Annotated in this window: 22 protein-coding genes and 1 pseudogene; 14 read left to right on the top strand and 9 right to left on the bottom strand. The window is 46.2% G+C overall.

Translation table 11 applies throughout. From position 1 onward, the window contains the following. Positions 1–35: 35 nt before the first annotated feature. The 5 genes and pseudogenes from rbsA (at position 36) to PG915_RS22150 (ending at position 5,761) form a co-directional block, all read left to right on the top strand. Positions 36–1,540: pseudogene (gene rbsA, locus PG915_RS22130) on the top strand (ribose ABC transporter ATP-binding protein RbsA). Beyond that, the gene (gene rbsC / locus PG915_RS22135) at positions 1,537–2,529 is read left to right on the top strand and encodes a ribose ABC transporter permease (protein WP_042497513.1); all 993 of its coding nucleotides are present in this window, start codon (positions 1,537–1,539) and stop codon (positions 2,527–2,529) included. The pseudogene rbsA and the gene rbsC overlap by 4 nt, the downstream one beginning before the upstream one ends. Positions 2,530–2,607: 78 nt before the next feature. After that, complete coding sequence (gene rbsB, locus PG915_RS22140) at positions 2,608–3,486, top strand: ribose ABC transporter substrate-binding protein RbsB (protein ID WP_042497516.1); 879 nt, start codon at positions 2,608–2,610, stop codon at positions 3,484–3,486. Between the two features lie 295 nt (positions 3,487–3,781). Then, positions 3,782–4,702 carry a ribokinase gene (gene rbsK, locus PG915_RS22145; protein WP_353499138.1) on the top strand — a complete coding sequence of 307 codons (921 nt, stop codon included), beginning with the start codon at positions 3,782–3,784 and terminating at the stop codon, positions 4,700–4,702. Positions 4,703–4,756: 54 nt separating this feature from the next. Then, positions 4,757–5,761, top strand: coding sequence for a substrate-binding domain-containing protein (locus PG915_RS22150; RefSeq protein WP_353499139.1), 1,005 nt, complete (start codon positions 4,757–4,759; stop codon positions 5,759–5,761). A gap of 17 nt (positions 5,762–5,778) precedes the next feature. On the opposite strand, the gene PG915_RS22155 is transcribed toward PG915_RS22150, so the two are convergent. Further along, the gene (locus PG915_RS22155) at positions 5,779–6,957 is read right to left on the bottom strand and encodes a multidrug effflux MFS transporter (protein WP_353499140.1); all 1,179 of its coding nucleotides are present in this window, start codon (positions 6,955–6,957) and stop codon (positions 5,779–5,781) included. A gap of 188 nt (positions 6,958–7,145) precedes the next feature. Between PG915_RS22155 and PG915_RS22160 the strand changes: the two genes are divergently transcribed. Continuing rightward, a complete protein-coding gene (locus PG915_RS22160; protein WP_353499141.1) occupies positions 7,146–8,849 on the top strand; it encodes a protein adenylyltransferase SelO in 1,704 nt (567 codons plus the stop codon). Positions 8,850–8,944: 95 nt separating this feature from the next. On the opposite strand, the gene PG915_RS22165 is transcribed toward PG915_RS22160, so the two are convergent. Further along, positions 8,945–10,252 (bottom strand): serine hydrolase domain-containing protein, encoded by a 1,308-nt coding sequence (locus tag PG915_RS22165; RefSeq protein ID WP_353499142.1) that lies wholly within the window; start codon positions 10,250–10,252, stop codon positions 8,945–8,947. A 293-nt stretch (positions 10,253–10,545) separates the two neighbouring features. Between PG915_RS22165 and PG915_RS22170 the strand changes: the two genes are divergently transcribed. Then, the gene (locus PG915_RS22170; RefSeq protein ID WP_353499143.1) at positions 10,546–11,979 is read left to right on the top strand and encodes a hypothetical protein; all 1,434 of its coding nucleotides are present in this window, start codon (positions 10,546–10,548) and stop codon (positions 11,977–11,979) included. 88 nt (positions 11,980–12,067) lie between these two features. Here PG915_RS22170 and PG915_RS22175 read toward each other — a convergent pair whose 3' ends face one another. Both PG915_RS22175 and PG915_RS22180 read right to left on the bottom strand, forming a co-directional pair. Further along, positions 12,068–13,411: a TldD/PmbA family protein gene (locus tag PG915_RS22175; protein ID WP_353499144.1), complete on the bottom strand. Its 1,344-nt coding sequence runs from the start codon at positions 13,409–13,411 to the stop codon at positions 12,068–12,070. Then, entirely contained in the window at positions 13,411–14,796 is a 1,386-nt protein-coding gene (locus tag PG915_RS22180; RefSeq protein ID WP_353499145.1) for a TldD/PmbA family protein, read from the bottom strand. Before PG915_RS22180 ends, PG915_RS22175 begins: the two co-directional genes overlap by 1 nt. 289 nt (positions 14,797–15,085) lie before the next feature. Here PG915_RS22180 and PG915_RS22185 point away from each other — a divergent pair, with 289 nt between their 5' ends. After that, positions 15,086–15,262 carry a DUF6435 family protein gene (locus PG915_RS22185; protein WP_353499146.1) on the top strand — a complete coding sequence of 59 codons (177 nt, stop codon included), beginning with the start codon at positions 15,086–15,088 and terminating at the stop codon, positions 15,260–15,262. Positions 15,263–15,286: 24 nt separating this feature from the next. Here PG915_RS22185 and PG915_RS22190 read toward each other — a convergent pair whose 3' ends face one another. Next, positions 15,287–17,266, bottom strand: coding sequence for a peptidase U32 family protein (locus PG915_RS22190; protein WP_353499147.1), 1,980 nt, complete (start codon positions 17,264–17,266; stop codon positions 15,287–15,289). 248 nt (positions 17,267–17,514) lie between these two features. Between PG915_RS22190 and PG915_RS22195 the strand changes: the two genes are divergently transcribed. Further along, positions 17,515–18,939, top strand: a complete 1,425-nt coding sequence (locus tag PG915_RS22195; protein ID WP_353499148.1) for an esterase/lipase family protein — start codon at positions 17,515–17,517, stop codon at positions 18,937–18,939. A 9-nt stretch (positions 18,940–18,948) separates the two neighbouring features. After that, positions 18,949–19,551, top strand: a complete 603-nt coding sequence (locus tag PG915_RS22200; protein ID WP_353499149.1) for a hypothetical protein — start codon at positions 18,949–18,951, stop codon at positions 19,549–19,551. Between the two features lie 63 nt (positions 19,552–19,614). Here the strand turns inward: PG915_RS22200 and PG915_RS22205 are convergent, their stop codons facing one another. After that, positions 19,615–19,989 carry a hypothetical protein gene (locus PG915_RS22205; RefSeq protein WP_112480284.1) on the bottom strand — a complete coding sequence of 125 codons (375 nt, stop codon included), beginning with the start codon at positions 19,987–19,989 and terminating at the stop codon, positions 19,615–19,617. A gap of 225 nt (positions 19,990–20,214) precedes the next feature. Here PG915_RS22205 and PG915_RS22210 point away from each other — a divergent pair, with 225 nt between their 5' ends. Beyond that, positions 20,215–20,787: a protocatechuate 3,4-dioxygenase gene (locus tag PG915_RS22210; RefSeq protein ID WP_353499150.1), complete on the top strand. Its 573-nt coding sequence runs from the start codon at positions 20,215–20,217 to the stop codon at positions 20,785–20,787. 74 nt (positions 20,788–20,861) lie between these two features. Here PG915_RS22210 and PG915_RS22215 read toward each other — a convergent pair whose 3' ends face one another. Then, the gene (locus PG915_RS22215) at positions 20,862–21,470 is read right to left on the bottom strand and encodes a YitT family protein (RefSeq protein ID WP_353499151.1); all 609 of its coding nucleotides are present in this window, start codon (positions 21,468–21,470) and stop codon (positions 20,862–20,864) included. A 224-nt stretch (positions 21,471–21,694) separates the two neighbouring features. Between PG915_RS22215 and PG915_RS22220 the strand changes: the two genes are divergently transcribed. Next, the gene (locus PG915_RS22220) at positions 21,695–22,066 is read left to right on the top strand and encodes a MerR family transcriptional regulator (RefSeq protein WP_353499152.1); all 372 of its coding nucleotides are present in this window, start codon (positions 21,695–21,697) and stop codon (positions 22,064–22,066) included. A 37-nt stretch (positions 22,067–22,103) separates the two neighbouring features. Further along, entirely contained in the window at positions 22,104–22,676 is a 573-nt protein-coding gene (locus tag PG915_RS22225; RefSeq protein WP_353499153.1) for an NAD(P)H-dependent oxidoreductase, read from the top strand. A gap of 41 nt (positions 22,677–22,717) precedes the next feature. On the opposite strand, the gene PG915_RS22230 is transcribed toward PG915_RS22225, so the two are convergent. Together PG915_RS22230 and PG915_RS22235 are read right to left on the bottom strand one after the other, a co-directional pair. Beyond that, positions 22,718–23,455, bottom strand: coding sequence for a hypothetical protein (locus PG915_RS22230; RefSeq protein ID WP_353499154.1), 738 nt, complete (start codon positions 23,453–23,455; stop codon positions 22,718–22,720). A gap of 56 nt (positions 23,456–23,511) precedes the next feature. Further along, entirely contained in the window at positions 23,512–25,041 is a 1,530-nt protein-coding gene (locus PG915_RS22235) for a hypothetical protein (RefSeq protein ID WP_353499155.1), read from the bottom strand. A gap of 359 nt (positions 25,042–25,400) precedes the next feature. Between PG915_RS22235 and PG915_RS22240 the strand changes: the two genes are divergently transcribed. Then, complete coding sequence (locus PG915_RS22240; RefSeq protein WP_353499156.1) at positions 25,401–25,982, top strand: ACP phosphodiesterase; 582 nt, start codon at positions 25,401–25,403, stop codon at positions 25,980–25,982. Positions 25,983–26,049: the final 67 nt, after the last annotated feature.

Raw genomic sequence — 26,049 nt, forward strand, 5'->3', positions numbered from 1 at the left:
CGAGTTCAGTTCAGCGAAATATACAGGACATCCTCATGCTGCAACCCATTTTACAACTCAGCGAGATTGAAAAAGCTTTCCCGGGAGTGAAAGCTTTGGATAAAGCCAGCTTAAATGTGTACCCCGGAAAAGTGATGGCATTGCTTGGTGAAAACGGCGCCGGTAAATCGACGCTTATGAAAGTGCTGACGGGTATCTACTCGAAAGACTCTGGCGAACTTCGCTATCTAGACCAAGACGTCTCGTTTAAAGGTCCGCGTGATTCACAGCAAGCGGGCATCAGTATTATTCACCAAGAGCTTAATCTTATTCCTGAGCTCACTATTGCTGAAAACATCTTCCTCGGCCGAGAAAAACCAACGCGTTTGGTCGCATCTTATGGTCGCAGATGTATGCCGAAGCGGATCGCCTACTGGCGAGGCTTAATGTGAAACACCGCGCGAAAACGCCGCTTGGTGAGCTTAGTCTTGGTGAGCAGCAAATGGTTGAAATTGCGAAAGCGCTGTCATTTGAGTCTAAGGTCATCATTATGGATGAGCCGACTGATGCGCTCACTGATACGGAGACGGAATCATTATTTAGCGTGATCAACGAACTGCGCGAACAAGGCTGCGGCATTGTTTATATCTCGCACCGCCTCAAAGAAATCTTCGAGATTTGCGACGATATTACGGTATTACGTGACGGCAAGTTTATTGGTCAGCGCACAGTGGCTGAAACAGACGAAGATACGTTGATCGAAATGATGGTAGGACGCAAGCTTGATGAGCAGTATCCGCGAATTGATGCCGTTCACGGTAAAACCAGTCTTGAAGTGAAAAACCTTTCAGGTTCTGGTGTCAATGACGTGAGCTTCACTCTGGATCAAGGTGAAATTCTTGGCATTTCAGGTTTGATGGGCGCAGGCCGTACAGAGCTGATGAAAATCATTTATGGCGCGCTAAAACGCCAATCTGGTGAGGTGATTCTCAACGGAAAAACGATCAATCCAGACAGCCCTCAAGAAGGTCTTGCCAATGGTATTGCTTACATTTCTGAGGATCGTAAAGGTGATGGCTTAGTTCTGGGCTTATCAGTAAAAGAGAATATGTCGATTTGTGCGTTGGAGCAGTTGTCGAAAGGCATGCAAATTCAACACAGCGAAGAAGTCATTGCTGTTGAAGACTTCATTAAGCTTTTTAATATCAAAACTCCAACACGCGATCAAATTATTGGCAATCTTTCCGGTGGTAACCAACAAAAAGTGGCGATTGCAAAAGGGCTGATGACCAAACCTAAAGTTCTGATTTTGGATGAGCCAACACGCGGTGTCGATGTAGGCGCCAAGAAAGAGATCTACCAACTTATCAACAAATTTAAAGCAGATGGCATGAGCATTATTTTGGTGTCATCTGAAATGCCAGAAGTACTTGGCATGAGCGATCGAATTTTGGTGATGCATGAAGGGCATATAAGCGGTGAGTTTATGGCTCAAGATGCAGACCAAGAGAAACTACTAGCATGCGCTGTCGGTAAAAATGTAAGTGAGGAAGCAGCATGAACAACAAAACCATCAACAAAGAGATGAGCGTTGAAATGGAAAACAAAAAGCCTCTTTTCAATAAAGAATGGTTGATTGAGCAAAAATCACTGATTGCGCTGATCTTCCTAATTGTCGTGGTGTCTTTTTTAAACCCGAACTTTTTCACCGTCGATAATATTCTGAATATTCTGCGTCAAACCTCTGTGAACGCAATTATCGCAGTCGGTATGACATTGGTCATTTTAACTGCAGGCATCGACTTGAGTGTTGGCTCGGTACTCGCACTTTGTGGCGCGTTTGCGGCCAGTTTGATAGCGATGGAAGTTCCGGTACTGATTGCGGTTCCAACCGCACTTCTTGCTGGTGCAGCTCTTGGTGCTATCAGCGGTATTATCATTGCCAAGGGTAAGGTTCAGGCGTTTATCGCTACCTTGGTGACTATGACACTTCTGCGCGGCGTGACCATGGTGTACACCGACGGTCGTCCAATTTCTACGGGCTTTACTGATACTGCTGACGCATTCGCATGGTTTGGCACGGGTTACGCTCTGGGCATCCCCGTTCCAGTTTGGATTATGGTCGTTGTGTTCGCATCCGTTTGGTATCTACTTAACCACACTCGCTTTGGCCGCTACGTTTACGCGCTAGGTGGTAACGAATCAGCGACTCGCTTGTCAGGTATCAATGTCGATAAAGTGAAGATTGGTGTTTACGCCATCTGTGGTCTGCTTGCTGCACTGGCTGGCATTATCGTTACCTCTCGTCTGTCATCCGCTCAGCCTACAGCGGGTATGGGATACGAGCTTGATGCTATCGCAGCGGTTGTTCTTGGCGGTACCAGCTTGATGGGTGGAAAAGGTCGAATTATGGGTACGCTTATTGGTGCTCTGATCATCGGCTTCTTGAACAACGCACTTAACCTATTAGATGTTTCCTCTTACTACCAAATGATCGCAAAAGCAGTGGTTATCTTGCTGGCGGTACTGGTAGACAACAAAAACAAGTAACTTCGATTAACACTAGATTATTTACAATAACAGGCTCGACAATGAGTTGAGCCGCCCCCTACACAAAGGACTAAAACGATGAAAAAACTAGCCACTTTAATCTCTGCTGCCGTGCTATCTGCTTCTATGTCTACAGCTGCATCAGCACAAGACACGATGGCGATTGTTGTCTCTACGCTTAACAACCCGTTCTTCGTAACGATGAAAGAGGGCGCGGAAGCGAAAGCCAAGGATTTAGGTTACAACCTAATCGTTTTGGACTCGCAAAATGACCCAAGCAAAGAGCTATCAAACATCGAAGATTTAACTGTACGTGGCGTTAAGGCAATTCTTATCAACCCTACAGATTCAGACGCAGTATCTAACGCTATCCGCATGGCAAACCGCTCGAACATCCCAGTACTTACGCTTGACCGTGGCGCTAGCCGTGGTGACGTAGTGAGCCACATTGCATCTGACAACGTAGTCGGTGGCGAAATGGCTGGTCACTACATCATGGAGAAAGTAGGTGAGAAAGCGAAAGTTATCCAACTAGAAGGTATCGCAGGTACGTCAGCAGCACGTGAGCGCGGTGAAGGCTTCATGAACTCAGTAAAAGGTTCTCAAATGGAACTTCTTGCTAGCCAACCAGCAGATTTCGACCGTACTAAAGGACTGAATGTAATGGAAAACCTTCTAGCAGCGAACCCAGATGTACAAGCGGTATTCGCACAGAACGACGAAATGGCACTCGGTGCACTTCGCGCAGTTCAAGCAGCGGGGAAAGACGTGATGATCGTTGGTTTCGATGGCACTGAAGATGGTATGGCAGCGGTGAAACGCGGCAAACTAGCAGCAACCATCGCACAGCAACCAGACATGATCGGTGCACTAGGTGTGGAAACGGCTGACAAAGTACTGAAAGGCGAGAAAGTAGAAGAGTACATCCCAGTACCTCTAAAAGTAGTCGCTGAGTAATCGGCGAAGCGACGGTAGGAGCCAGCCGTCAGTAGTTCTCCCCCTTAATAAGGGGGAGTTAGAGGGGGTAAAGTGTGCTGTAGTATACCCCAAGTGCATTACTTAATGTGTCGACGGAACTTCAAGAGCACCCCTCCTAACCTCCACTTATAAAGGGGAGGAACTAACGGATCACAGCGCATCGCCTTACAAAAACCAGATACCTTCGGCTTGCCACTCCAAGGCAACCCCAAGTTATCTATCAAACTGATACTAAAAAATCAGTAATAAACAAAAGAGTTAAAAGGAACAAAGTATGAATAAACTCATTGTGCTGGGTAGTGTGAATGCAGACCACGTTCTGCAAGTTCCTTCTTTCCCTCGACCTGGCGAAACGTTACATGGTGCTAATTACCAAGTCATTCCTGGTGGCAAAGGGGCGAACCAAGCTGTTGCCGCTGCAAGACTGGGTGGTGACACAGGTTTTATCGCATGTGTAGGTGATGATGCATTTGGTATTAATATTCGCGAAGCATTCAAAGCTGATGGTATCAACATCGCGGGTGTTCAATTAGAGCCAGGCACGCCAACGGGTATAGCTATGATTCAAGTAGTAGATAGTGGCGAGAACAGCATCTGTATTTCAGCGGAAGCCAACGCCAAGCTCACGACCGCACGTGTAGAGCCACACAAAGGTCTAATTGAAGGTGCGAACTACTTGCTAACGCAATTAGAAACGCCAATAGAAGGCATCGAATATGCAGCGAAAATTGCTAAGGCGGCAAAAACTAACGTCGTCCTCAATCCAGCGCCGGCTAGAGAGCTTCCTGATTCATTGCTGGGGTGTGTTGATGTCATTACTCCGAATGAAACCGAGGCAGAAGTGCTGACTGGAATAACGGTCAACGATGATGAGTCTGCGCAAGAAGCAGCGAACGCTCTACATCGAAAGGGTATTGAAATCGTCATGATCACTTTGGGCTCGAAAGGTGTATGGCTAAGCCAAAACGGTCGTGGTGAGCGAATCCCGGGCTTCAAAGTAGAAGCAACCGATACCACTGCGGCAGGTGATACCTTTAACGGCGCTTTAGTGACAGGGTTAATTGAAGGAAAGTCTATCGAAGAGGCAATGGTATTTGCTCACGCAGCTGCAGCTATCTCTGTAACGCGATTTGGTGCTCAGACTTCCATTCCAACGCTAGATGAAGTACAACAGTTTTTAGAGCAGCAAGCCTAAGTTGAGAAATTAACGCGCTCAATTATAAGAAGAAGCAGTGGAGACCCTTGCCCAATGGCAACGATGAAGGACATAGCAAGACTTGCGGGTGTTTCAACCTCAACCGTGAGTCATGTCATCAATAAAACACGATTCGTTAGTGAAGAGATTTCTGAGCGCGTTAACAGCGCAGCAAAGGAACTCAACTACGCGCCTTCTGCGTTGGCGCGCAGCTTAAAAATGAATCGTACACGAACAATTGGAATGTTAGTGACTACCTCGACCAACCCGTTTTTTGGTGAAGTAGTAAAAGGGGTCGAACGCAGTTGTTATCATCAAAACTACAACCTTATCCTTTGTAACACTGAAGGTGATACTGAGCGCATGAAAGCTTCCATCGATACCTTGCTTCAAAAGCGTGTCGATGGTCTGATTTTGATGTGCTCTACTTTGGAGGGGGAGAAGCTGGATATTTTCGATCAGTATCCATCCATTCCTGTGGTTGTGATGGACTGGGGACCAATGCATTTTGAAAGCGACAAGATCCAGGACAACTCGTTTCTTGGTGGCTATCTTGCAACGAAGCATCTCATTGAAAGCGGGCACACAGAGATTGGTTGTATCACAGGACCTTTAAATCGGCACCAAGCTTTAATGCGTTATGAAGGGTATAAGAAGGCGTTGAGTGAACGTCATATTGCGATTAATCCAGACTGGATTGTTGAATCGGACTTTGAATGTGATGGTGGCGCAAAATCGCTGGAGACATTAATCAACCGTGGGGCACTGCCTACGTCACTGTTTGTTTGCAATGACATGATGGCTATGGGGGCTATCAATGTAGCCCATGATAAAGGTATACATGTTCCCAACGATCTTTCGATCATTGGCTACGATGACATTCACATTGCCAAGTTCATGTCACCGTCTCTCACTACGATCCATCAACCTAAGTATCGCTTAGGAAAAGCGGCCGTTGAAACCTTACTTGCGAAAATTGAAAAAACCAGTCTTGCTGCAGATGTCGTGCAACTAGAGCCTTCGCTAGTCGTACGTGGCAGTGTCAAAAACCTTAAATAGTGTTTTGTGCGCAGCCTCTATTGAGGCTGAGCAACGCGAAAACCACGAACAATATTACTAAACGTCACCAATGCAAATAGCGTGATCACAATCGATAGGTGCCAAGGCTGACTTAGGCCGAGCTGAACCAACCCCATACTGACTAGCGATGAGACAATCATTTGTCCACCACCCGATAACGCTGCCGCGGCGCCAGCTTGTTTCTTATACGGCAGCATTACCATCGCCTGTGCGCAAGGCAGGGCGATGCCATTTCCCAGAATCATCAGCATTTGCCCTAGCATGATATATAAAGGCTCCATCGGGCAAACGAACAACCAAATAGCCGACGCAATGTGTAGAGCTGGAGTACACAACAGCATCTTCTTAGTACCGATGATAGGGCGAACGCGATTGCAAATAGTCGTGCCGCTGATCATACCGAACGCTGGAATGAGTACCCACAATGCATATTCGTCTGAGTTCATACCGATTTGGTTTTGCATGATAAACGGCATGACCGATACCGCCGTGATCATCAGACTGAAATTGAGCCAACTGATACTGGCGAAACTGATGAAGTAGCTAGAGCGCAGAAGCTCGTCATACTGGTTCACGACACGTTTGAATGAGGGGATCGGTGACTTTTCAGCGACGGTCTCTTTAAACAGCATGGTGATGACAACCCAGGCAAGAGCGACATAGCTAAATAGTGACACAAACACCATGTTCCAACCAAAGTGAAAGTTAATAAACCCGCCCAAAACGGGTGCTATGACCGGCGTGATGGAAGCGGCCATCGCGATATAAGAGAGGGCAATAGGGAGCTGAGCCCCACTAAACTGATCGCGTGTTGAGGCTCGTGCGAGAACCGCGCAGCAGCCAGTACCAACGCCTTGCAGAAAACGGCCAAAAACCATGCCTTCAAACGAATGGTTCATAGTAATAATCAAGATAAGGCCGAGCAGGGCGATAACTAGACCAGCAAGCAGCACCTTCTTTCTGCCGATAGCATCAGAGATAGGGCCGTAAATGAATTGCGAGGGACCAAAACCCAGTAGATAAATACCGACGAGCAGTTGCGCTTGATCGAGGCTAATACCAAAATCTTTCGCTATCCAAGGCAGCGAAGGTAGCACTAGCCCCATACTGAGCTGACCGATACTGATAATGAGACACGCGAGAAGAATGACTTTGTAGCGAATTCCTTGAGCCATTAATAATCCATACTTAGAGAGGCGAATGCGAAGAACCCAAGATTTTGGCTACCTTTAGCCAATGCCCTTAGGTTGTTTAGGGTAAATCTAAATGAATCAAACTATATCATAAGGTTATTGGGCTTTATTGAGCTATCTTCGTATCATGACAACAAAATCACGCATCATTGCACGGAGTAGGATTGACGATGAGCGAACCAAAATCACCAAAGACGCTTAACTCAATAACCAATATGGATGAGTTTGCAAACACGGCAAGTTACTCGCTACTAGAGGCGCTTAATGCGGATCCTGGGGCAACAGATAGTGGTGAAGATTACTGGCCGCGACAAGTGTTTTCGGGTCACTATGTACCGGTGAAACCAACGCCTATCCGAAATCCTGCTTACATCAGCCACAGTGCAAGCTTATTTGATGAACTAGGGGTTGATCCTGCGTTGGCGCAAGAGAAACACTTTGCAGAAATGTTTTCGGGTGATTTGTCTGGAGTTCCCACTCCAATAAACCCGTTTGGCTGGGCAACAGGCTACGCGCTTTCCATTTATGGTACGGAGTACAACGAGCAGTGCCCTTTCAAAACAGGAAATGGCTATGGCGACGGCCGTGCACTCTCCGTCTTTGAAGGTGTACTGAATGGCAAACGATGGGAAATGCAGCTCAAGGGCGGCGGCACGACGCCATATTGCCGTGGCGCTGACGGCAGAGCCGTATTGCGCTCCAGCGTGCGCGAGTTTCTAGCTCAAGAGTTCATGCACGCGCTTGGTATTCCATCGACGCGCTCGTTATGTTTATTTGCTTCACAATCAGAAACCGTTGACCGCCCTTGGTATCGAGAAGGTTCGCATTCTGAAAACCCCGATATTATGGTTCCCAGCCCTGTTGCCATTACGACCCGAGTTGCCTCTTCCTTTTTGCGTGTTGGTCAAATTGAGTTATTCGCACGCCGAGCGCGCAGTCAAGCCCATTCCACGGCGATGCAAGAGCTTGAGCATATTGTCGAATACGCGATAGAGCGAGAATATAAACAGCAGATAGACCGAAGTTTACCCCTACCAGAAAAAGTAATCACGCTCGCCACCGAGTTTAGAGAGCGCTTGACCACATTAGTGACACACTGGATGCGCGTTGGTTTCTGCCAAGGAAATTTTAATAGTGACAACTGCGCCGTTGGCGGCTTCACCCTCGATTTTGGGCCGTTCGGTTTTTGCGAACGCTTTGAGCCATACTTCCAGCCTTGGACTGGCGGCGGCCGTCACTTCTCGTTTTTTAATCAGCCTTTGGCCGCAGAGAAAAACTTCGAGTCCTTTTGCTCTGCATTGATGCCCCTTATCGTAAAGGACGAAGCGGCGTTAGAAAAACTTGGTCTAATTCAGGATGAATTTTCGACAGTGATGCAAGCCAAACTCAAACATATGTGGTCGAGAAAGCTCGGCTATGAAGAGTTTGATAGCGACTTGCTACAAAACCTGTTCAAACTCATGATGATGACGCACGTTGACTACACGATTTTCTTCCGCGAACTGTCTCAACTACCTGACAATGCCTCTGCGCTTGCTGCAAGCTTTTACACCGAACCTGATGAAGACACGATGATCGAGTGGCAAGCCTGGCTAAATGAATGGCGTGAAAAGCTTCCATCTGCAAACACAGAGAAAGAAATTATGTCAAAAATGAAACAGGTTAACCCCAAGTACACGTGGCGTGAATGGTTAGTGGTACCGGCTTATAAGCAAGCGGAGCGGGGAGAATATTCTCTCATTCATGAGTTGCAGCAGGTGTTTGCTGATCCTTATGGCGAGCAAGGGGCAGAGTTGGAAGGTAAGTATTATCAGCTTCGCCCGTTGAAGCTTTTCGATGTAGGTGGGGTGACACATTATAGTTGTTCGTCGTAACTTCGAGTATTGGTTAAACGGTGTGTAATTGTGCTTATAAGCACAACTGCACACCGTGGTTAAGCTACTCCAAAGCACATACCAGTTGCTCTGATTTAATCCTTGTTCATCAAGTATTCTGCAACCGCCTGATAGGCAGGTAGTGAGGTAGGGTCGATTTTACTGTTTTTGGCACTTGGGAATGAGGAATAACGAACGATCACCATCTCAGCGGTTGGATCTATATAAATTGTCTGACCATGAACACCACGTGCAGCTATCGCGCCATTAGCGTTGTGAAAAATCCACCACATACTCTTATAACTACCACCAGGCAGAGTTGTGTATCCAGCTTTCGCAAAATCCTCTTTATCACCACCGGCCATGATGTTTTCAATCACTTCACTTGGGAAAAGGGATTGCCCCTCAAACTTGCCTTTATTGAGCACCAGTGACCCAATGCGGCCAAGATCACGAAGACTTGCGCTTAGACCACCCCCAGCGAATGGCATGCCTTTGGCGTCGACGGTCATATAACCATCTTGCTCCATTCCAATTTTCTGCCAGATTCGCTCAGACAATAGTTCAGCAACGTTTTTTCCGGTCGCTCTTGCGATAATCCAGCCCAGTGCATCTGTATTGATTGTCTTGTAGCCAAAAGCTTCACCATGAGCGCCGCTTTTGCCCACGGTTTGTAAGTACTCAAGATAACCATTTGGACCATCGTAGCCCTGCGGTTTTGGAAGCGGACTCGCTGCCTTAGAGTAGATCCAGATATCAGCATTTGGGTCGGCGTAGTCTTCGCTGTAATCAAGTCCTGTAGTCATATCCATTACCTGACGTACGGTGGCACTTCCAAAAGCGCTATCCTTGAGCTCTGGGACAATTGAAGTAACTTTTGCGTTTTCATCAAGAGTACCTTCAGCAAGCAGAATTTCAGCTAAAAGCCCTGTCAGAGATTTGGTCATCGACATAGCAGCATGCTGACCTAGTTCATCTAGGCAGCCTAGGTAACGTTCGTAAACGATCTGGCCTTTATGAAGAATAAGAATGCCATCGGTATAGTTTGCTGATAGCGATTCTTGCCATGTCATTTCTCGTTCGTTGTTGAGAGGCTGGAATGTAATGGCGTCGATATTGTCATCTTTGGCATACGTAAAGGGAGTGGGTGCGCCAATCCCACGGGTGACCTGCTTGGTAGGCATCAATTCGCGAATATGACACACAGTCCAACGCATTTTGGGGAAACTGAAAAAGTCGGATTCTGGCTGCATAATCAGCTTATCTTTTGGTGGCGGAAAGCCAACCATCCACTTCATCTTAACCGGATCTGAAGCTTCGGCATTTAAAGTGGCAGAAGGGATGCTATTAGCATAGCTGAGACTGCTTATCGCCAAAGTTAATAATGTAATCGCGATTCTCATTTTGGTCTCTCTTCAATTTTCGTTATGGCAAAGACACGAATTTAGGAATGTAACTTGCTAGGAAGTCTGATTTATACACGCCTAATCATTGTTTGAATAGTCCTTAAAGATAATAGCATTTCATACCAATTAGGTTATGCATTAAGTGAGTCTGAAAAGCGTTGTTTATTATTGATAGTTTAAGCTTATGTGAGTGGTGCAACACATTGTGCGGTTTGATCTATGTATATTTAGCCCCCGGGTAGGAATGGACTTACTCAAAAAAAATAATAGCGATATAGGTGTTTATTCAAATGAATATGAGAAAGCTGGTGCTTTGTGGTCTCGTCTCTGGGTTAGTTGGCTGCGGTGGAGGTAGTGATAGTGGGGGCAATGAAGGTGGTGCAAGTGTTACAAACCTCAGTGGGAAGGTTATTGATGGGTATGTCATTGGTGCGACTGTGTATCTGGATGTCAATTTCAACAATCAATTAGATAACAATGAACCGCGCGTTGTCACACAGGAACAAGGTGATTTTAATTTAGAAGTACCGCCTGTTTATCGCGAGTGCTCAAAATATGTTCCAATCGTGGTAGACGTACCCCAAGGTGCTATCGATACGGATTTCCCAGATACGCCAATTGAAGAAGCTTACACTATGGTGATCGCTCCGAAATATGCCCAGAGTACAGATTCAGATTTGTATAACCTAACACCTCTGACTTCTGTTGTCTGGAATGAAGTGGAGAAAGAGCTATATGAAAATGTCTCAACTGAGCTTTCTTGTGAATCAATACTACAGGAACAGGAGTTGCGAGAGGATATTGCCCAGCGTTTGGCAGAGCAAGAAGTTCGTATTGCTCGCCGTTACAATATTACCGTCGAGGAGTTGTATGGAGACTATATAGATTCAGGGAATAATGAAGTACATCAAATCGCGCAAGACATTGTCCCGGGTCTACAGAAATCTTATTCCGATACTCGCCAGTTGCATAGTCAATATCCACAAGCCAACTTAGCTTGGGTAGAGTACTTTTTAGGAAAGTGGGACAGTTCAAATAACAGCTATGACAACGCTTGGTATCGATATCAGTTTGTGCAAATGTCGAATGGTAATTTTGAATCACAAACCAATGAGATGTCGAATGACTTAACAACTGTTATTGGTCTTTATGATAAAAGCTCCATGATGACTACCGTTCGAGATGGGGTGAACATTGAACAGGTGGTTTCGATGGGTAAAGGCACAAACCAGTACGATTGTTCTGTTAGCGAATGGTTGGAAACCACGGTGCAACTGTCTTCTGGAGTTCGAAACACCGTTTATGGAAATGTAGGGGATTGGAGTGATTGCAGCAACACTGTTCTAGCTAATAGCTATACAACACAAGCATTAGTGACCAAAGATTATCTAGGACAAGACCTTATCAGCTACTCAGAGCATACGTATGAGCCTGGAAATGACAGCGGTTTTTCACATCTTGTGGGAGTGACTGACACAGTAGTTGCATCGGATCTTACTCCAGTTCGCAGTGCCGTTAACACGGATTTCTACAGCGAAGAAAGCCACGGCGCAGATTTCTGGAATAGAACCAAGAATGAGTTTGGTGATGATCCTAGTCAAATAATGACAAGCCATACCAGCGATGGGAAGTGGAAACGTATCATCAACTATAAGAATGGTACGCACAAAACGGAATGTGGTGCTTCTGAAGCTGATTTATCCGAAGCGAACTGTCTGAATTGATTCATTCATATTAAAGAGGTTTTTAATAAAACATTCTTACATAAAAATAGAGCCCAGCATTGAATCCAATGCTGGGCGTCATTTCTGCCTACTTACCACCAATACTCAACCGAGCAAACCTCACATCCGGCGCAAAGAAAGTTCGGCTGTCATTAATCAGTTGGCTATCACCAACTGCATCCACTTCTTGCAACATTTTGTAGAAGTTACCCGCAACCGTAATACCTCGTACCGGTTGGACTCTTACTCCGTCACGACACAAGAAACCGCTAGCGCCAAACGAGAAGTCACCGCTGACTGGGTCGGCACCAGAATGGACGCCTTGCAGTTCAACAAGCTCCAGATAATCGCCTGCTTTGACTTCACTAGCATTGCTTAAGCCAGAGGCGATCACTTTATGGTTGGCGGAAACGTCTAGGCTGGATTTCGCGCCACGTGCTGCACTGGCAGTGGATACTGCGTCTAGATAGCTTGCAGTATGGCTATTATGCAATAGCGTATTGAGCTTTCCGCCTGAGATTAGTACGTTGTCTTGAGTCGCAAAGCCTTCGCTGTCGAAGCTAGCGATTGCCATGCCGTTTGGCATATACGCCATATCTGTCAGAGTAATCAGCTCACTCGCAATTGACTCGCCTATCTTGTTGCCAAGTGGCGTAATGCCTTTCATGGCACTAACACCAGAGAATGCACTGCTAAAGGCTCCGAATAGGCTGCTTAATGCGTTGATATCGAAAATAGCCGAATACTCACCAGTAGCAACCGGAGCACCGTCGAGTAAGTCACGCGCAAGGTTGTAGCCTTGCTCGATACAGTAGCTAGGATTCAGCTCATCAAAGCGGCGCCCCACCGAGACTTTGCCCGCCATAGATTGCTTGCCTTCTTTCTCAAATAGCGTGTAAGCGTAACAGCTAAATGAGCGCTCAAAATGCTGGCAGAGTGTGCCTTGTGTGTTGGCGAGAATAAACTGAGTCTCTCCATCGGCATAACCGTTGTAAGGTGCGCTTGATGCGTGGGGTAGGGAAATAACCCCTTGCTCTAGCGCGAGTGAGAGCTCAATCTTCTCATCGACGGAAGCGGTATCTTGCTGAGCAATTTCTGCAAAATCTGTGGTGATTTTGCTATCGATACAGCTAATCGTTTGATGTTCGTCTTGCTTAGAAAAACGTGCGCTTTGAAGGGCGTTTGTCAGCATGAGGTCGAGACTAGCGGTCTCTAATGACTCCGAGTAGCTGGTGGCAATGCGTGCATCTTTGACTACGCGAACCCCAAGAACCTGGCTTGAGCTCACTTTGTACTCATCCAGTTGTCCTTGGTTCGCTTTCAGCGAAAAGCTGTTGCTACGATTGACAATGACATCAGCTTCAGCACCTTGGCGCTTGGCTTCAGAAAGGACGTAATCGACGGCATCAAGAAGTTGTTTGTCTTGGCTCATTAGTTACCACCTCCCACAAGAATGTTATCTACTTTTAACGAAGGCTGACCTACCGTTGTCGTGACAGCACCACTTACGGAACCACACATACCAGGGGCAAGTGCCATGTCTTTGCCAACCATGCTGATTTCCTTAAGCACCTTTGGCCCAGTACTAATTAGGGTTGCAGTTTTTAGAGGTTTGGTGATTTTTCCGTTTTCAATCAAGTAAGCTTCTCGAACGGCAAAGTTGAATTCACCTGTACCTGGCTGTACTGAGCCGCCGCCCATTTTCTTAGCATAAATTCCACGTTCAACACCGGCTAACATATCATCGAGAGAATGTTCACCTGTCTCAATGAAGGTATTACGCATACGTGACGTGGGCGCAAACTTGTAGTTTTGGCGACGACCAGAGCCCGTTGGTTTAAAGCCTGTCTTCATTCCGCCCATTTTGTCGACCATAAAGCTGGTCAGCTTGCCGTCTTTAATGAGTTGCGTTCGTTGAGTTGCCATGCCTTCGTCGTCAACATGGATAGAGCCCCATTCATTGGTCATAGTGCCATCATCAACGGCACTCACTGCTGTATGAGCAATCATCTCGCCCATTTTGTCATGGAACACAGAAGCCTTTTTAGCCACTGATGTGGTTTCAAGCAGATGACCACACGCCTCGTGGAAGATGACACCGCCAAAGCCATTACCAATGACTACCGGCATTTCGCCGGAAGGGCATGCATCTGCGCCGAGCTTGATCAATGCTTGCTGGGCAATAGTTTGACCAAGTTCCTGAGCATCAAGCTGTTCGCTAAACTCCCAGCCTTGCAGCGCACCAGGGCCTTCTGAACCAGAAGATTGCTCATTGCCTTTTTGGGCAACGGTGTTACCAGACACACGAATGTAGTGGCGCGTATCATCAACATGTAGGCCTTCAGAATTGAAGATGGAAACCTGCTGCTCGCGCTGTAAAACATTACCAATAAACTGAGTAATGTATTCGCTTTCGGCGCGTGCAGCTGCATCAGCTTTAAGTAAGAATGCGATCTTTGAATCTAGATTGGCGTCTTTGCTAAGTGGTAAACGACAACCATGCTGGATAGGGTAGCGATTAAGATTAAGCGCACCTGCTGTAGCTATTTGCTCACGTTTGTCTTTTGCAGCGAGCAATGATGTAACTCGCTTCAGTTCATTTTCATCCGTGCTATTCGTGTAGCCGTAGAGTACTTTGTGGCCGAAAAATAGGCGGATCCCGATACCAAAATCGATGCCTGAGTTTACTTTGTCCACTTCGCCTGACGCGATTTGGATCGAATTTGTCTGATGGTGCTCGACGAATAGTTCAGCAAAATCTGCCCCTAAGAATAGGGCGTGGTCAATCACTGCTTTCGCCGTTACAGAATTAAGCATGAAATCTCCTTGCTCGTGGAACGTCCGAGAGAGCCTCAATGAAAGTTGAGGCATATCAGAATGTTAACATTTATCAAACAAATGGTCTTGTGGAAAATAATGGCTTTATGTAAGGCTTTTCTTCATTCAATACGAGTAACTCATAGTACGAGCATAGTGATAAGTTTAGAATGGTTTAATGATGAGGAAGAAGGACATACCGTCGATTTTTCTGGTAAATAGTCGAAAAAACTAATCTGATATGTATGCGTGTTCGTAAGTTATTGAAAGCATCGACACGGAGCCCAGTATGTTCTCATTTTTAAAGCGCGATCCTGCTAGAAAACTTAAAAAACGCCATTCCATGTTGCTAGAACAAGCGATGCATGCCCAGAGAAATGGCGATATCAAACTGTACTCAAAATTAACCGCTGAAGCCGAAGAGCTCTTTGAGCAAATCAAAAAGCTTGCGGCTTCGAATAGCTAGGTTTGAGGAGGGGGGAGCTTTATCCTAAATGCCTTTTTGGTATTGTTGGTTGCTCGTGTGTTGGATAAGGTTACCAACGATACTGAGGTCGCCATCTAGAAGTAGTGCTTTGAACGCGTTAATGACTTCAAGTTTGTTACCGTCTACTTTTGTTTCTGTCTGAATATCTCTTAGGTCGATAAACACATCGGTAATAAGGTCGCGATGGTCAGTCAGTACCTCTAGGTTCAAAATATTGTGCTCGCTATAGAGACTGTTGTGCGAGCCTTTTTGCTTTTGAACCACATAAGGGTTGTCTTTAAGGTTGATAATCGACGTACGCTTGCTGCAGCGTCTCAGGCAGCCTTTGTTGACTTTGATTTTCTTGCAGCCTTCCGTTTGTTGGAACAGACACTGGCGACTAGTCAGTAACGTATTCGGATGATACACACTATAGAACGTACGCATGCCACTTGGTCTTCTAACGTAGCGAAGCTGTTTGTTACTCAGTTCATTAGATAGGAATGTACCAGAGGCAGAGTACTCCTCTTGAAGACACTTCAATGTGTACGAGTTGGTGCTATTCATGTGTGGCCCTGCTACCCAATCTAACCCTAGCGTTTGAGCGTGGAAACCGACACCTGAGTTATTGGTAATAAGTAGTGATGGCTTAATAGTTTCTAAGAAGGCTTTAGCCGCTTCAAAATCATCGCCGATGAGAATCGCTGGGAACCAAGGTTTTAGGTTAGGGTTAGATTCAAACAGCGAAATTATAGCGGGCAGTTCTGCACTTAGCCCCATTGGTAGTTGAAAATAGACCTCAACACCGCTTTCCAAACTGAGAACGGCATCTTCAGGGCTTGAAACTAATACTGATAGTGGTTTTTGGCGGTTTAGCTCTGAGTTTTGCGCTAATTTTTCTAACTCTGGCGCTTCAATCGCGCCTTTCAAGCTCGCTGATGGGCGGTCAGCGTTAATATCCATGGCAGCAATTTGTGCGTCAACATGTTGGATGATATCGGTTTTTTTGTCGTAAAGACGCTGCTTAACCGCTTGTACTTGCTCGGTACTGGTGCATTGATACACCTTAGAGAAATGCGTAACCGCGTTGTCTCTTGGGTTGTCGATATACATGCTTTTGCCGTATTCACCTTGTAGAAAACCGTTAGAGAAATCGCGGTTAAATACGGTGTACAGCTCGCTAGTGTCTTCTGAAAGCGTTTCACCTTCGCACAAGCGATCTATTTGCTTGCGCCAGTTGTCGACAACGGTATAAACGTAATGCGGTTTTTTGATGCGACCTTCAACTTTGAGTGAATAGACACCCGCGTCGGCAAGCGCTTGAAGATCGCCAAATGCTGAGTTGTCTTTCAGGTTGAGTGGGTAGTCGTAGCCTTGCTTGGTGGTTTGGTATTGCTCACGGCATGGCTGACTGCAACGACCACGGTTACCAGAAGCGCCATTACGCGCCGAGCTGATATAGCAAAGCCCAGAAAAACCGATGCAGTATGAACCATGAACGAACACTTCCATTAACACGTCATGTTGATGCCCAAAATGAGCGAGATGCGCAATCTCATCAATGTTAAGCTCACGAGAAAGGTTAACGCGGCTGGCCGTCATCTGTTTGAGAAACTCGATTTGACCCGTGTTGTGAGTGTTGAGCTGCGTTGAAGCATGAACGTCTAAGCTTGGGAAGTGACGTTTAACCAAATACGCTAAACCAAGATCTTGAACGATAACGCCATCAATATCGGTGTTGACCAACTGCGCCAATAAGCGCATTACAGCGGCAATTTCACTTTCTAAGATCAGTACATTAAGCGTCAGAAACACTTGGCACTGATTAGCATGAGCAAGCTCAAGAACGCCCGCAAGGTTGTCGAGTGTTAAGTTCGCTGCACGGTTTCGAGCGTTAAAACGATCCAATCCGCAGTACACCGCATCTGCACCCGCTGCGATCGCTGCTTTGATTGACTCAACATCACCACCCGGTGCCAACAATTCAAACTGATCTCTTGTCACAACCATACCCTTACAAAAAATGAGGGCGTAGTCTACAGCAATTTGCCCCAGATTTCGTCTCAAATTCATATCTATCGATATTTATGTAATTAGTTGACTATGTGATCTTGATTCAAAATTATCAGTCTTTCCTCGACTAGCTTTAATACTAATCGTCAGGGTAAAGGCGTTTGCAGCGGTACTCATTTCAACTCAGAGAGCAAAACTCAATCCAGGCTCTGGCTCATTATTCATAATGGGAGGTCACAATGATCGTTATTTTTGTACATGGATGGAGTGTTACCGACACGAATACTTATGGGCTTTTACCGGAAGCGATTGCCAAACAGGCCGCAGATTATGGTTTAACGGTTGATATTAAGCATGTATGGCTAGGACGGTATATCAGCTTTGATGACGCGGTAGACATGGGAGATATCACACGAGCATTTGATAGTGCGCTGCGTGACACCATACCACAAGGCGACGGGATTGAGGCTTTTTCATGTATCACTCACTCAACGGGTGGCCCAGTCGTGCGTGAATGGCTAGACCGTTATTATGGGAGTGAGGAGCTCGCTCAAAGCCCTCTAAACCATCTTGTTATGTTGGCACCGGCCAATCATGGCTCACCATTGGCTGCACTTGGAAAGCAGCGAGTCGGGCGAATTAAGGCCTGGTTCAATGATATTGAACCAGGGCAACAAGTGCTTGACTGGTTATCACTGGGGAGTCAGCCACAAATAGATCTGGCTAAGGCCTATCTAACCTATCAACCAGCGAGTAATGGCTTTTATCCGTTTGTATTGACTGGGGAGAGTATTGATAAGGCTTTCTATGACTTTATCAACAGTTATCTTACTGAGCCTGGTTCGGATGGCGTGGTTCGAGTATCTGGTGCCAATATGAATTACTCCATCGCAAAGTTTGTTGAGACGGAAGAAAGAGCTGAGGTGAAACATGCCGAAGATGACTTGCCAGTGAGTTTGCTTTCTCTTGAGGGAGCAGTGCAGCGACCTCAGGCAGTACCACTAGGCGTGGTGCCAAAAGCCAGTCACTCGGGTAAGAGCAAAGGTATCATGCGAAGCGTGCTGAGTCCCACTTCAAGCAAACCGCAAGTGAGTGAGATCCTTCAGTGCCTCAAGGTTAATAGTGCGCAAGACTATCAAGCGAGGGTGCAATCACTTGAGACACTCACCGCGACAACACAACAGCGAACCAAACGTTTTATCAACTTAGTGTTCGTGCTCACAGATGATCAAGGGCACGCGGTTACAGACTATGACGTGATTTTTCTGGCAGGTCCCGACCGCGATCCAAAGGGTTTCAAAAAGGGCTTCTTTTTAGACAAACAGAAGAACGCCGCTAACCCGAACCATATTGTTTTCTATGTAAATTATGATGTGATCGCCAAAACAAACCTGACAGGATTTCGTGTAATTGCGCGTCCTAGCGAGGGGTTCAGTTTTTATCACGCCGTGGAGTATCGGGTGGAGAGCTCGGTGGTCGACTCCTTCTTACATCCCAATGAAACCTTGTACATTGAAGTTGAATTGCGCCGAAGAGTAGACCAAGGCGTGTTTTTGTTTGATGAAGCTAGCGATCCAAAGCTTAGAAAAGAGGGAGTAATATTTAAGTCGGAAACACGCTATGACTTTACTCATCAAAAGCCGACGGGCAAAGAAGTAAAATAGGTGGGAGCTATGTTCAAACGAGTATATAGGGATCAACCTGTGAAATGGCTGATCATGAGCGCCCTAATGGTACTGGTTCAGGGGTGTGCAACACAGCCCGCGACGACAGTTGCCAACGCGTCCTCCTGTGAAGGCTCTGTGTTGTTGCCAAGTCCGCTAGCGGGAAAGTTTAAATCAGTAGATGACCCGAAGTTGCTAGATAAAGCGATGGGCGAGCCTCTGGCTGGAGGGCTGTGTCAAGGTGCGGTCTATCAAAGCACGGAAGAGGTAACTATCTATCGCGCTTGGAATAGTACTAATCCTGGGAGTCAATTTGGAAGCTGGTGGGCATTGACGAAACCCGCGGGGAAAACGGCAGACTATCGGAAGGACTATGAGATTTGCTATCAATGGTCTCCGCTCGACAAACTGGTGCAATGTACACTAAAGGTTGGTTCGACGGTCGTAGTAGGGAATGGGCAGAGTGCCAAATGCTCAGACTATCTTGAGTATCCAGTGTCAGAGGCGCAGCAGGTATTTATTGAATCGGCTTCGGATGCCATGTTTGATTGCAGTGGCTTCGATAGCATGATGAGTTGGCAACCGGAATCGCAGGGTTTGGCTAATCAATGAATCAACGATTACTATAGAGAGCCCGCCTCACGAATGAATGATTTGGTGAGGCGGATTTTTTGCTTAAGACGTCTCTTTCATAGCCGAAACGACGGATGGGTCGTTTAGCAGGTTAAACAGCAAGCTTTTCGCTGAAGATCGCTGAGAGTCAGAGAGTTTCTTGTTCGGGTTTTCACGCGTTTGAGTCAGGATATTTTTGACAAATCGACTGTTGGTACCTGATAGTTCGTACACAAAGCGCAAGGTATTCATCAGTTCGTCTTGAGGTAGGCTGTACACGGCCATCTCACAGCTAAGACCATCCATAGCGAGTAGGTTATTCACGACCTCGCGTCGCTCAGCATTAAACTTTTCTTTGGCGATGTGGCCGTCGATCAATGCCTGTACTCGGTCTGCAATCGCGACCGGTACTTCCATGGTTTTTGTTTCGTAAGTCATCGCTGAATCTACTCCTTCGACTGGGATGTTTTACTCGGCACTAACCTGCTTCTTATCGTTACAAGGGCGGCCGTCAATGCTGTTCATAATGACAGAAAAACATTTTGATTAGTAGGGTAACTCTGGTCTGACGATTTACTTGGTAGTTTCTTGTTCGATTTTGCACTAGCAAGGGCGTACTTTGCGTACCACAATCTAAATACCCCTCCACATGAGAGTCTAATTATGCAGCGAAGACAATTTCTAGCGCTGTGCTCAGCATTTGTTGCTTGGCCGGTGTTAGCGAACTCTCGGATACAGAAAACGCCATCACAGGCGGAAGGTCCATTCTATCCGGTTACTTCGATTCCATTGCGTGAAAGCTTAGTCCTCGATGAATCGAGCCTGATCGGTGAGCCCATGACTCTTACAACGCGTGTAGTCGATGATACTGGTAAACCAATGTCCGGAATACGTGTGGAAATATGGCAGTGTGATGGGCAAGGCGTGTATGAACACCCTCGGCAACCAGAAGTAGAGCGCTTTGATCCAAGTTTTGCGGGTTTTGCCGCACTTGAAACGGATTCAAATGGTCTATGCCAATTCCAAACCTTGTATCCAGTTCCGTACACGGGAAGACCGCCACACATTCACGTAAAACTATGGCACGGTAAGCATGAAATGTTAACTACCCAGCTCTATCTAAAAGGTGAAACGGGCAATGAGTGGTGGGGAGGCAGCGAGCGTGATTGGCTACAAATGGACGTTGCTAAAGATGCAAAGGGAAATCAAATGACTCAGTTTCAATTCGTGGTATAGCGAGTGACTGTTTAGTGGATTTGACAGCATGCAATGAAAAAGGCAAGACGGGAATGTCTTGCCTTGATACCCGCTTATGCGTTGCTTTGAATCGGTTGATAGCGCCCTGGTTTGTGGTTCATCGCCAAAATCAGGTTAGTGGCAATGGCACCCAAGATGGAGAGTCCAATCAGGTAAATGTCGACCACGAACAGTGACAGCACGACGATTGAGCAATCAAGCGCCATCTGAACTTTACCCGCTCGAATGCCAAACCGTTCCTGCAAGAACAGAGCGAGTATATTGAACCCACCTAAACTCATCTTGTGCCTAAAAATGATCAGCATCCCCATACCAATCATGCCGCCACCTATCAAAGCCGCATAAATCGGCTCAATGTGTGAGATTTGAATGACATGGTGTAAATGATCCACCGCAAAGGAGACAATGCTCACGGCAATAAAGGTGTTGATAGTGAAACGCCAGCCCATTCGAGTGACCGATAGAATATAAAATGGCAGGTTAATTGCGAAGAAAACCTGACCAAAACTAAGGGCAGTGATTTTGGTGATAAACAGGGCTAAACCTGCAGTACCGCCTGTCAGAAGGCCAACTTGGTTGAAGAAGATAACGCCAAGAGACACTAAAGCGCTACCAAGCGTGAGGGCGAGCAAATTCTCGCGCAGGCTATGATCTTTATCCATAAAGAAAATTCCAATTTCAAAAACGCCAAAAATAGCGTGTTACAAGAAGTGATTTGCGGCGATGTTAGCTTTCTATGGATACTTATGTCGATAACGAGGCGGATTTTTGATTTTTATTGAGTGTTTCGTCAGATTTACACATGGGTCGCAACGAGTACAAATGATGCTAGAGCTGAGCCCGTTATTTGGATACGCTTGGGCGACTATTGGAGCGGAGAAGAAACGTGTATATCGGTAAAGTGTCGACGTTGACTGGCGCGTCAGAGCGAGCAATCAGACTTTATGAAGAAATGGGTTTATTGAAGGTAGACAGGCAAGGAAAGTATCGAGCCTACACTCAACAAGATGTGGAATTCATTCAACTAATTAAACAGGCACAAGCGCTCGGTGTGCAACTTTCGGAACTGGTTGAGTTAAAAGATGGCAACCATGACTTAGACTGGCGACAGGTGGGAAAGTGGATGGAGCGTAAAATTGCGTTGATTGATGAAGAGATCCAAGCATTAGAGAATCAAAAAGGTCAGATTAAGCAATACAAAAAAAACATTGATGATTGCTATGCCGCCCTTGACTCTGACTCTGGGGTAAGGGTTTAAGCTAGTCCCATTAGTTAATTAGACAATGAGACTCGCCATGAACAAGATCCTTATTATTAACGCCAATCCAAAAGCCAATAGCTTGTGCAAAGCGATAAGCGAGCGTTATCAAGAAAACATCTCTGAAAGTAAGCAGGCAAAGGTTTTGCATATTGGGGACATGGATTTTCAGTTATCTCTCGATATGGGCTACGAAGAAACAATGGCGCTTGAGCCATCGCTCAAAGAGTTCCAGCAATCGGTAGAATGGGCAGACCATATTGTCATTGTTTCGCCCGTTTGGTGGGGCACGATGCCAGCAAAACTTAAAGCACTGTTTGATAGGGCATTTCTACCGGGTTTCGCATTTCGTTATGTCAAAGGCAAAGCCATTCCAGAGAAGCTACTAAAGGGGCGGACGGCAGAACTGATTTTTACCTTAGATACCCCCGTGTTTTGGTATAAGTGGATACAAGGCAACCCAATCTATTTAAACCTAAAACGCACCATTCTTGACTTTGCTGGCATTAAAAATGTGTCAGCCAACTATTTTGGCCCGGTGATCAACTCAACGGATCAGCAGCGCCAGAAGTGGCTGCAAAAAGTCGAGGCCTTAGCGGCGTCGAGGTAGTGGAATCTATCCAGCGTCTACATGAAGAGGAGAAGGTGCATCTAGCTCCTTCTCGCTTCCATACTTCGGAGAATGTAATCTGTCATCCAAGCAGTTGCGAGTAGACACATCCACACGACAACAACTTGATGAGGCACTTCGACTCTCGACCAAACAACGAGGGTCGCAAAACCGACCGCTGGCACTGTCCAGTAGATCAGCTTGTTCCAGCGAAAGCCTTTTAGGTGCGATAGGCTGTCCAGCGACGCGATAATGCCAGTGATGGAAAGAGCCACGACAATGGTTTGCGCTTGACCTGCAAACCACAACGGAAAAATGAGAGCCAGCACCCACCAGTTTTGTTTATGCGATATGCTTCTGCGTGTCGCAGCCCACCAAATAACAAAGATTGAGATCATTTGAACTAGGGTAATTAGTGGTGACCCCTCCAATGTGCCAAGCACTTGGCTCACCATGATTCCCGCCTGTAAGGCACTAACAATGCTGGCGGTAATGATTCTGACGTTGCGATTGCTGCGTTTTGAGAATGCCACAAAAAGCAGCGGGAACAGCGTCCATTGAGTCACAGAAAGCGAGATAGACTGATGGGGCAGAGTGAGACCGTAGCACAGCATACCAGCGAGGAGCACAAGTCCACTTGCGCCTTTGCGTGGTAGTATCCACAGCGCGGGAATGGCTAATGCTAAAACGGAGATATCGCCGTCACTCACGCCAATCGCTTTGGCACAGGAAATGGCCAGTAACGTTGTGATGACAAAATGCAGACTAGAAAACATCATATCCTCTCAAGCTTAACAAGAACCCAACCGAAGAGTTGGGTTCTCAATATTCATGGTTAAATCGAGAGCGCAGAGTAGAGTACACCAAACGTACCAAGAGTGAAGATAAGCAATACGACCTTACTCGACATTTCACCGTTGTTCTCTGTCGCTTTACCAAACAGGCCAAACACCAACGGGTGCACCAAGAATGGTGTGGCGAAGATAAAGGTGATCATGCTTGCCGCATTATCACCAAACATTCCACCTTGCGTTGCTGCGAACAAGCCGAAGTGAGACAGACCAGAAGCCGCTGCCATCGATGCGTGCTCAATAGGCATGCCTGCAAAGTGCAGAATCGTAAAGCTGCCGAATACCGCCACAATTTGCCAGCCGAACGAGAACTGCATCAGTCCCTTAACTTCGATTGCGTGGTCACCATTGGCCTTGCGCAGATTTTTGGTCGCAAGGTACACACACGCTAATCCGGCTAATACAAGAGGTAGTGTCCAACCAACAAGTAATGCGCCACGCTCAGCACTTGCGGCAAGAATCGTAAATACAAAAATATGACCAAGGAATGGGATATTGATCATGATAGGTGCACGCGCTGCCGCAGTGTAGCCAAAGTCACCTGCAGTACACGCGCCAGTGAGTCCTGAGTGTGATAGACCACCTGCCATGCCTGGTGCGAGGTTACGAACATGGTTCGCTTTAGCTAGGAAGATAAGGATAGTCAGACCACCGAACATCCAGAACATTTGTCCCGCGAAGCCATATACGATCACGCTTTGTAGACCAGGAATGCTGAACGCTTCCAACATGTGCGAACCACCAACCAAGAAAGTACCAGTTAGTAGCACTGGTATGCCTGCGAACAATAGTGAGTTCAATGTCGGGCCTGCTTTCCATTTAGGTAGCAGCATGCCTAAACCTGAGGAAATGATCATGGCAAAGAAGATTTGTGGCAAGCCAATTACACTGGCGACAAGGTGAGAAAGTCTAAGTGACAGCATCATAATGATAACAATGGTAAGGATCTCTACAGCACCTTTGGCCAAATAAGTGCGCATTTTAGCGACTTCTTTTTTGCTATCGATGAAGATGATCGCTGCACCAATACACAGGTACGCCATGGCTAAATAAGAATCACCCATAGGGTTGGCGCCACTTCGACCTGTTAGTAATGCCGAGATCATCTCAATGCCCATCAGCAAAACGAACGCTCGAATGATGTACACGAACTGAGTGCTAGTAGTGCCAAAAAACACTTCATTCTTTGCAGGAACGGCTAACACATCTACATGGCCTGTTTGCTTGGACAGCAATCGACGGATCTCTTGCCCACCAACAAAGAATGTCGCGATGAGTGCAATAACCGTAGTTTGGCTCAATAGGACGATAGCGGGGAACTCTTGAAGCCCTGGTTGTGCAAGCCCCGTTGTTACAAACAATGTACCCATAAGTAGACCAAGTACAACAATGACGAGAACAGCCGAGTACTTAGTATTAGCGACGATGGTTCTTGAAAGCAGAACCATGATGACCACAGCCACCATTGAAAACAATAAATGATTAAACGAAATCAGATACGAAAAGTGTTCCATTAATTACACCAGAGAGGTCAGTGAAAGCTGCTACGTAGCGAGCCTTAAATTTATGGCGAGGATCCTATAAGAATTTATTTGGACGCTGTACTTCAAAAATGTAACCGCTGAAACATTTCATCATACAAATGATTTCTCATGGATTGATTCGCCTGGCTAATTATTTGGCTTCTGGGTTGAAAATCTTTATAAAACAGAGGGTAATGTGATTTACTTATTTTTGTTGTTTTGGAAAACTTCAGTTTTTTCGAGGTTTTTGCTCGATATAAAGGTTGAATCTATACCTTGGCAGTCCTCTGAGTTTGACGTCTCTGAATTAGCCACTCAAAATAAAGCAAAGCCATAAAACTTAGGGTGCTATGAACTTTCTAGCTCATTTACATATTGCTGAGCATTGTGACAGCAGTTTACTGGGAAACTTGTTGGGGGATTTTGTCAAAGGTGACCCAACGAAGACCTATCAACAGGAAATTGCTGAAGGCATCATGCTGCATCGATTTGTCGATTCCTATACAGACAATCACCCCATTATGAAGCAGTGCAAAACCTTATTTGATGCCGAACTAAAGCGCTTTTCGCCTATCGCGATGGATATGTTTTGGGATCATTGTCTTGCGAAACATTGGACTCGTTTTCATCGCCAACCGCTTGCGCAGTTTGTTGATCATGCAGAGCTGACCATTAAGCAGACTTCAGCCCCATTACCAGAGCGATTTGTTCGTATGAGCACTCATATGTGGCAAGGGCGCTGGCTCGAGTCGTATCAAGATTTCGATAACATCAAGTTTGCCCTTGAGAGAATGTCTCTGCGAAGTATGCGAATGGCACCACTAGCGGAATGCGGAGAGCAACTACAGGAAAACTATCAGCAATTTTCAGAGTTTTTCAGTCAGTTGTATCCAGAGGTGCTAGAAAAAGCGAAACAGCAAACTAACAAATAGAGTCGATAAGAATAGCATTAACCTAGCGCGCGGTTTCTGGTACACTCGCGACCCTTTTGAATACATC

Source organism: Vibrio sp. CB1-14, assembly GCF_040412085.2.
Taxonomy (GTDB): Bacteria; Pseudomonadota; Gammaproteobacteria; order Enterobacterales; family Vibrionaceae; genus Vibrio; species Vibrio chaetopteri.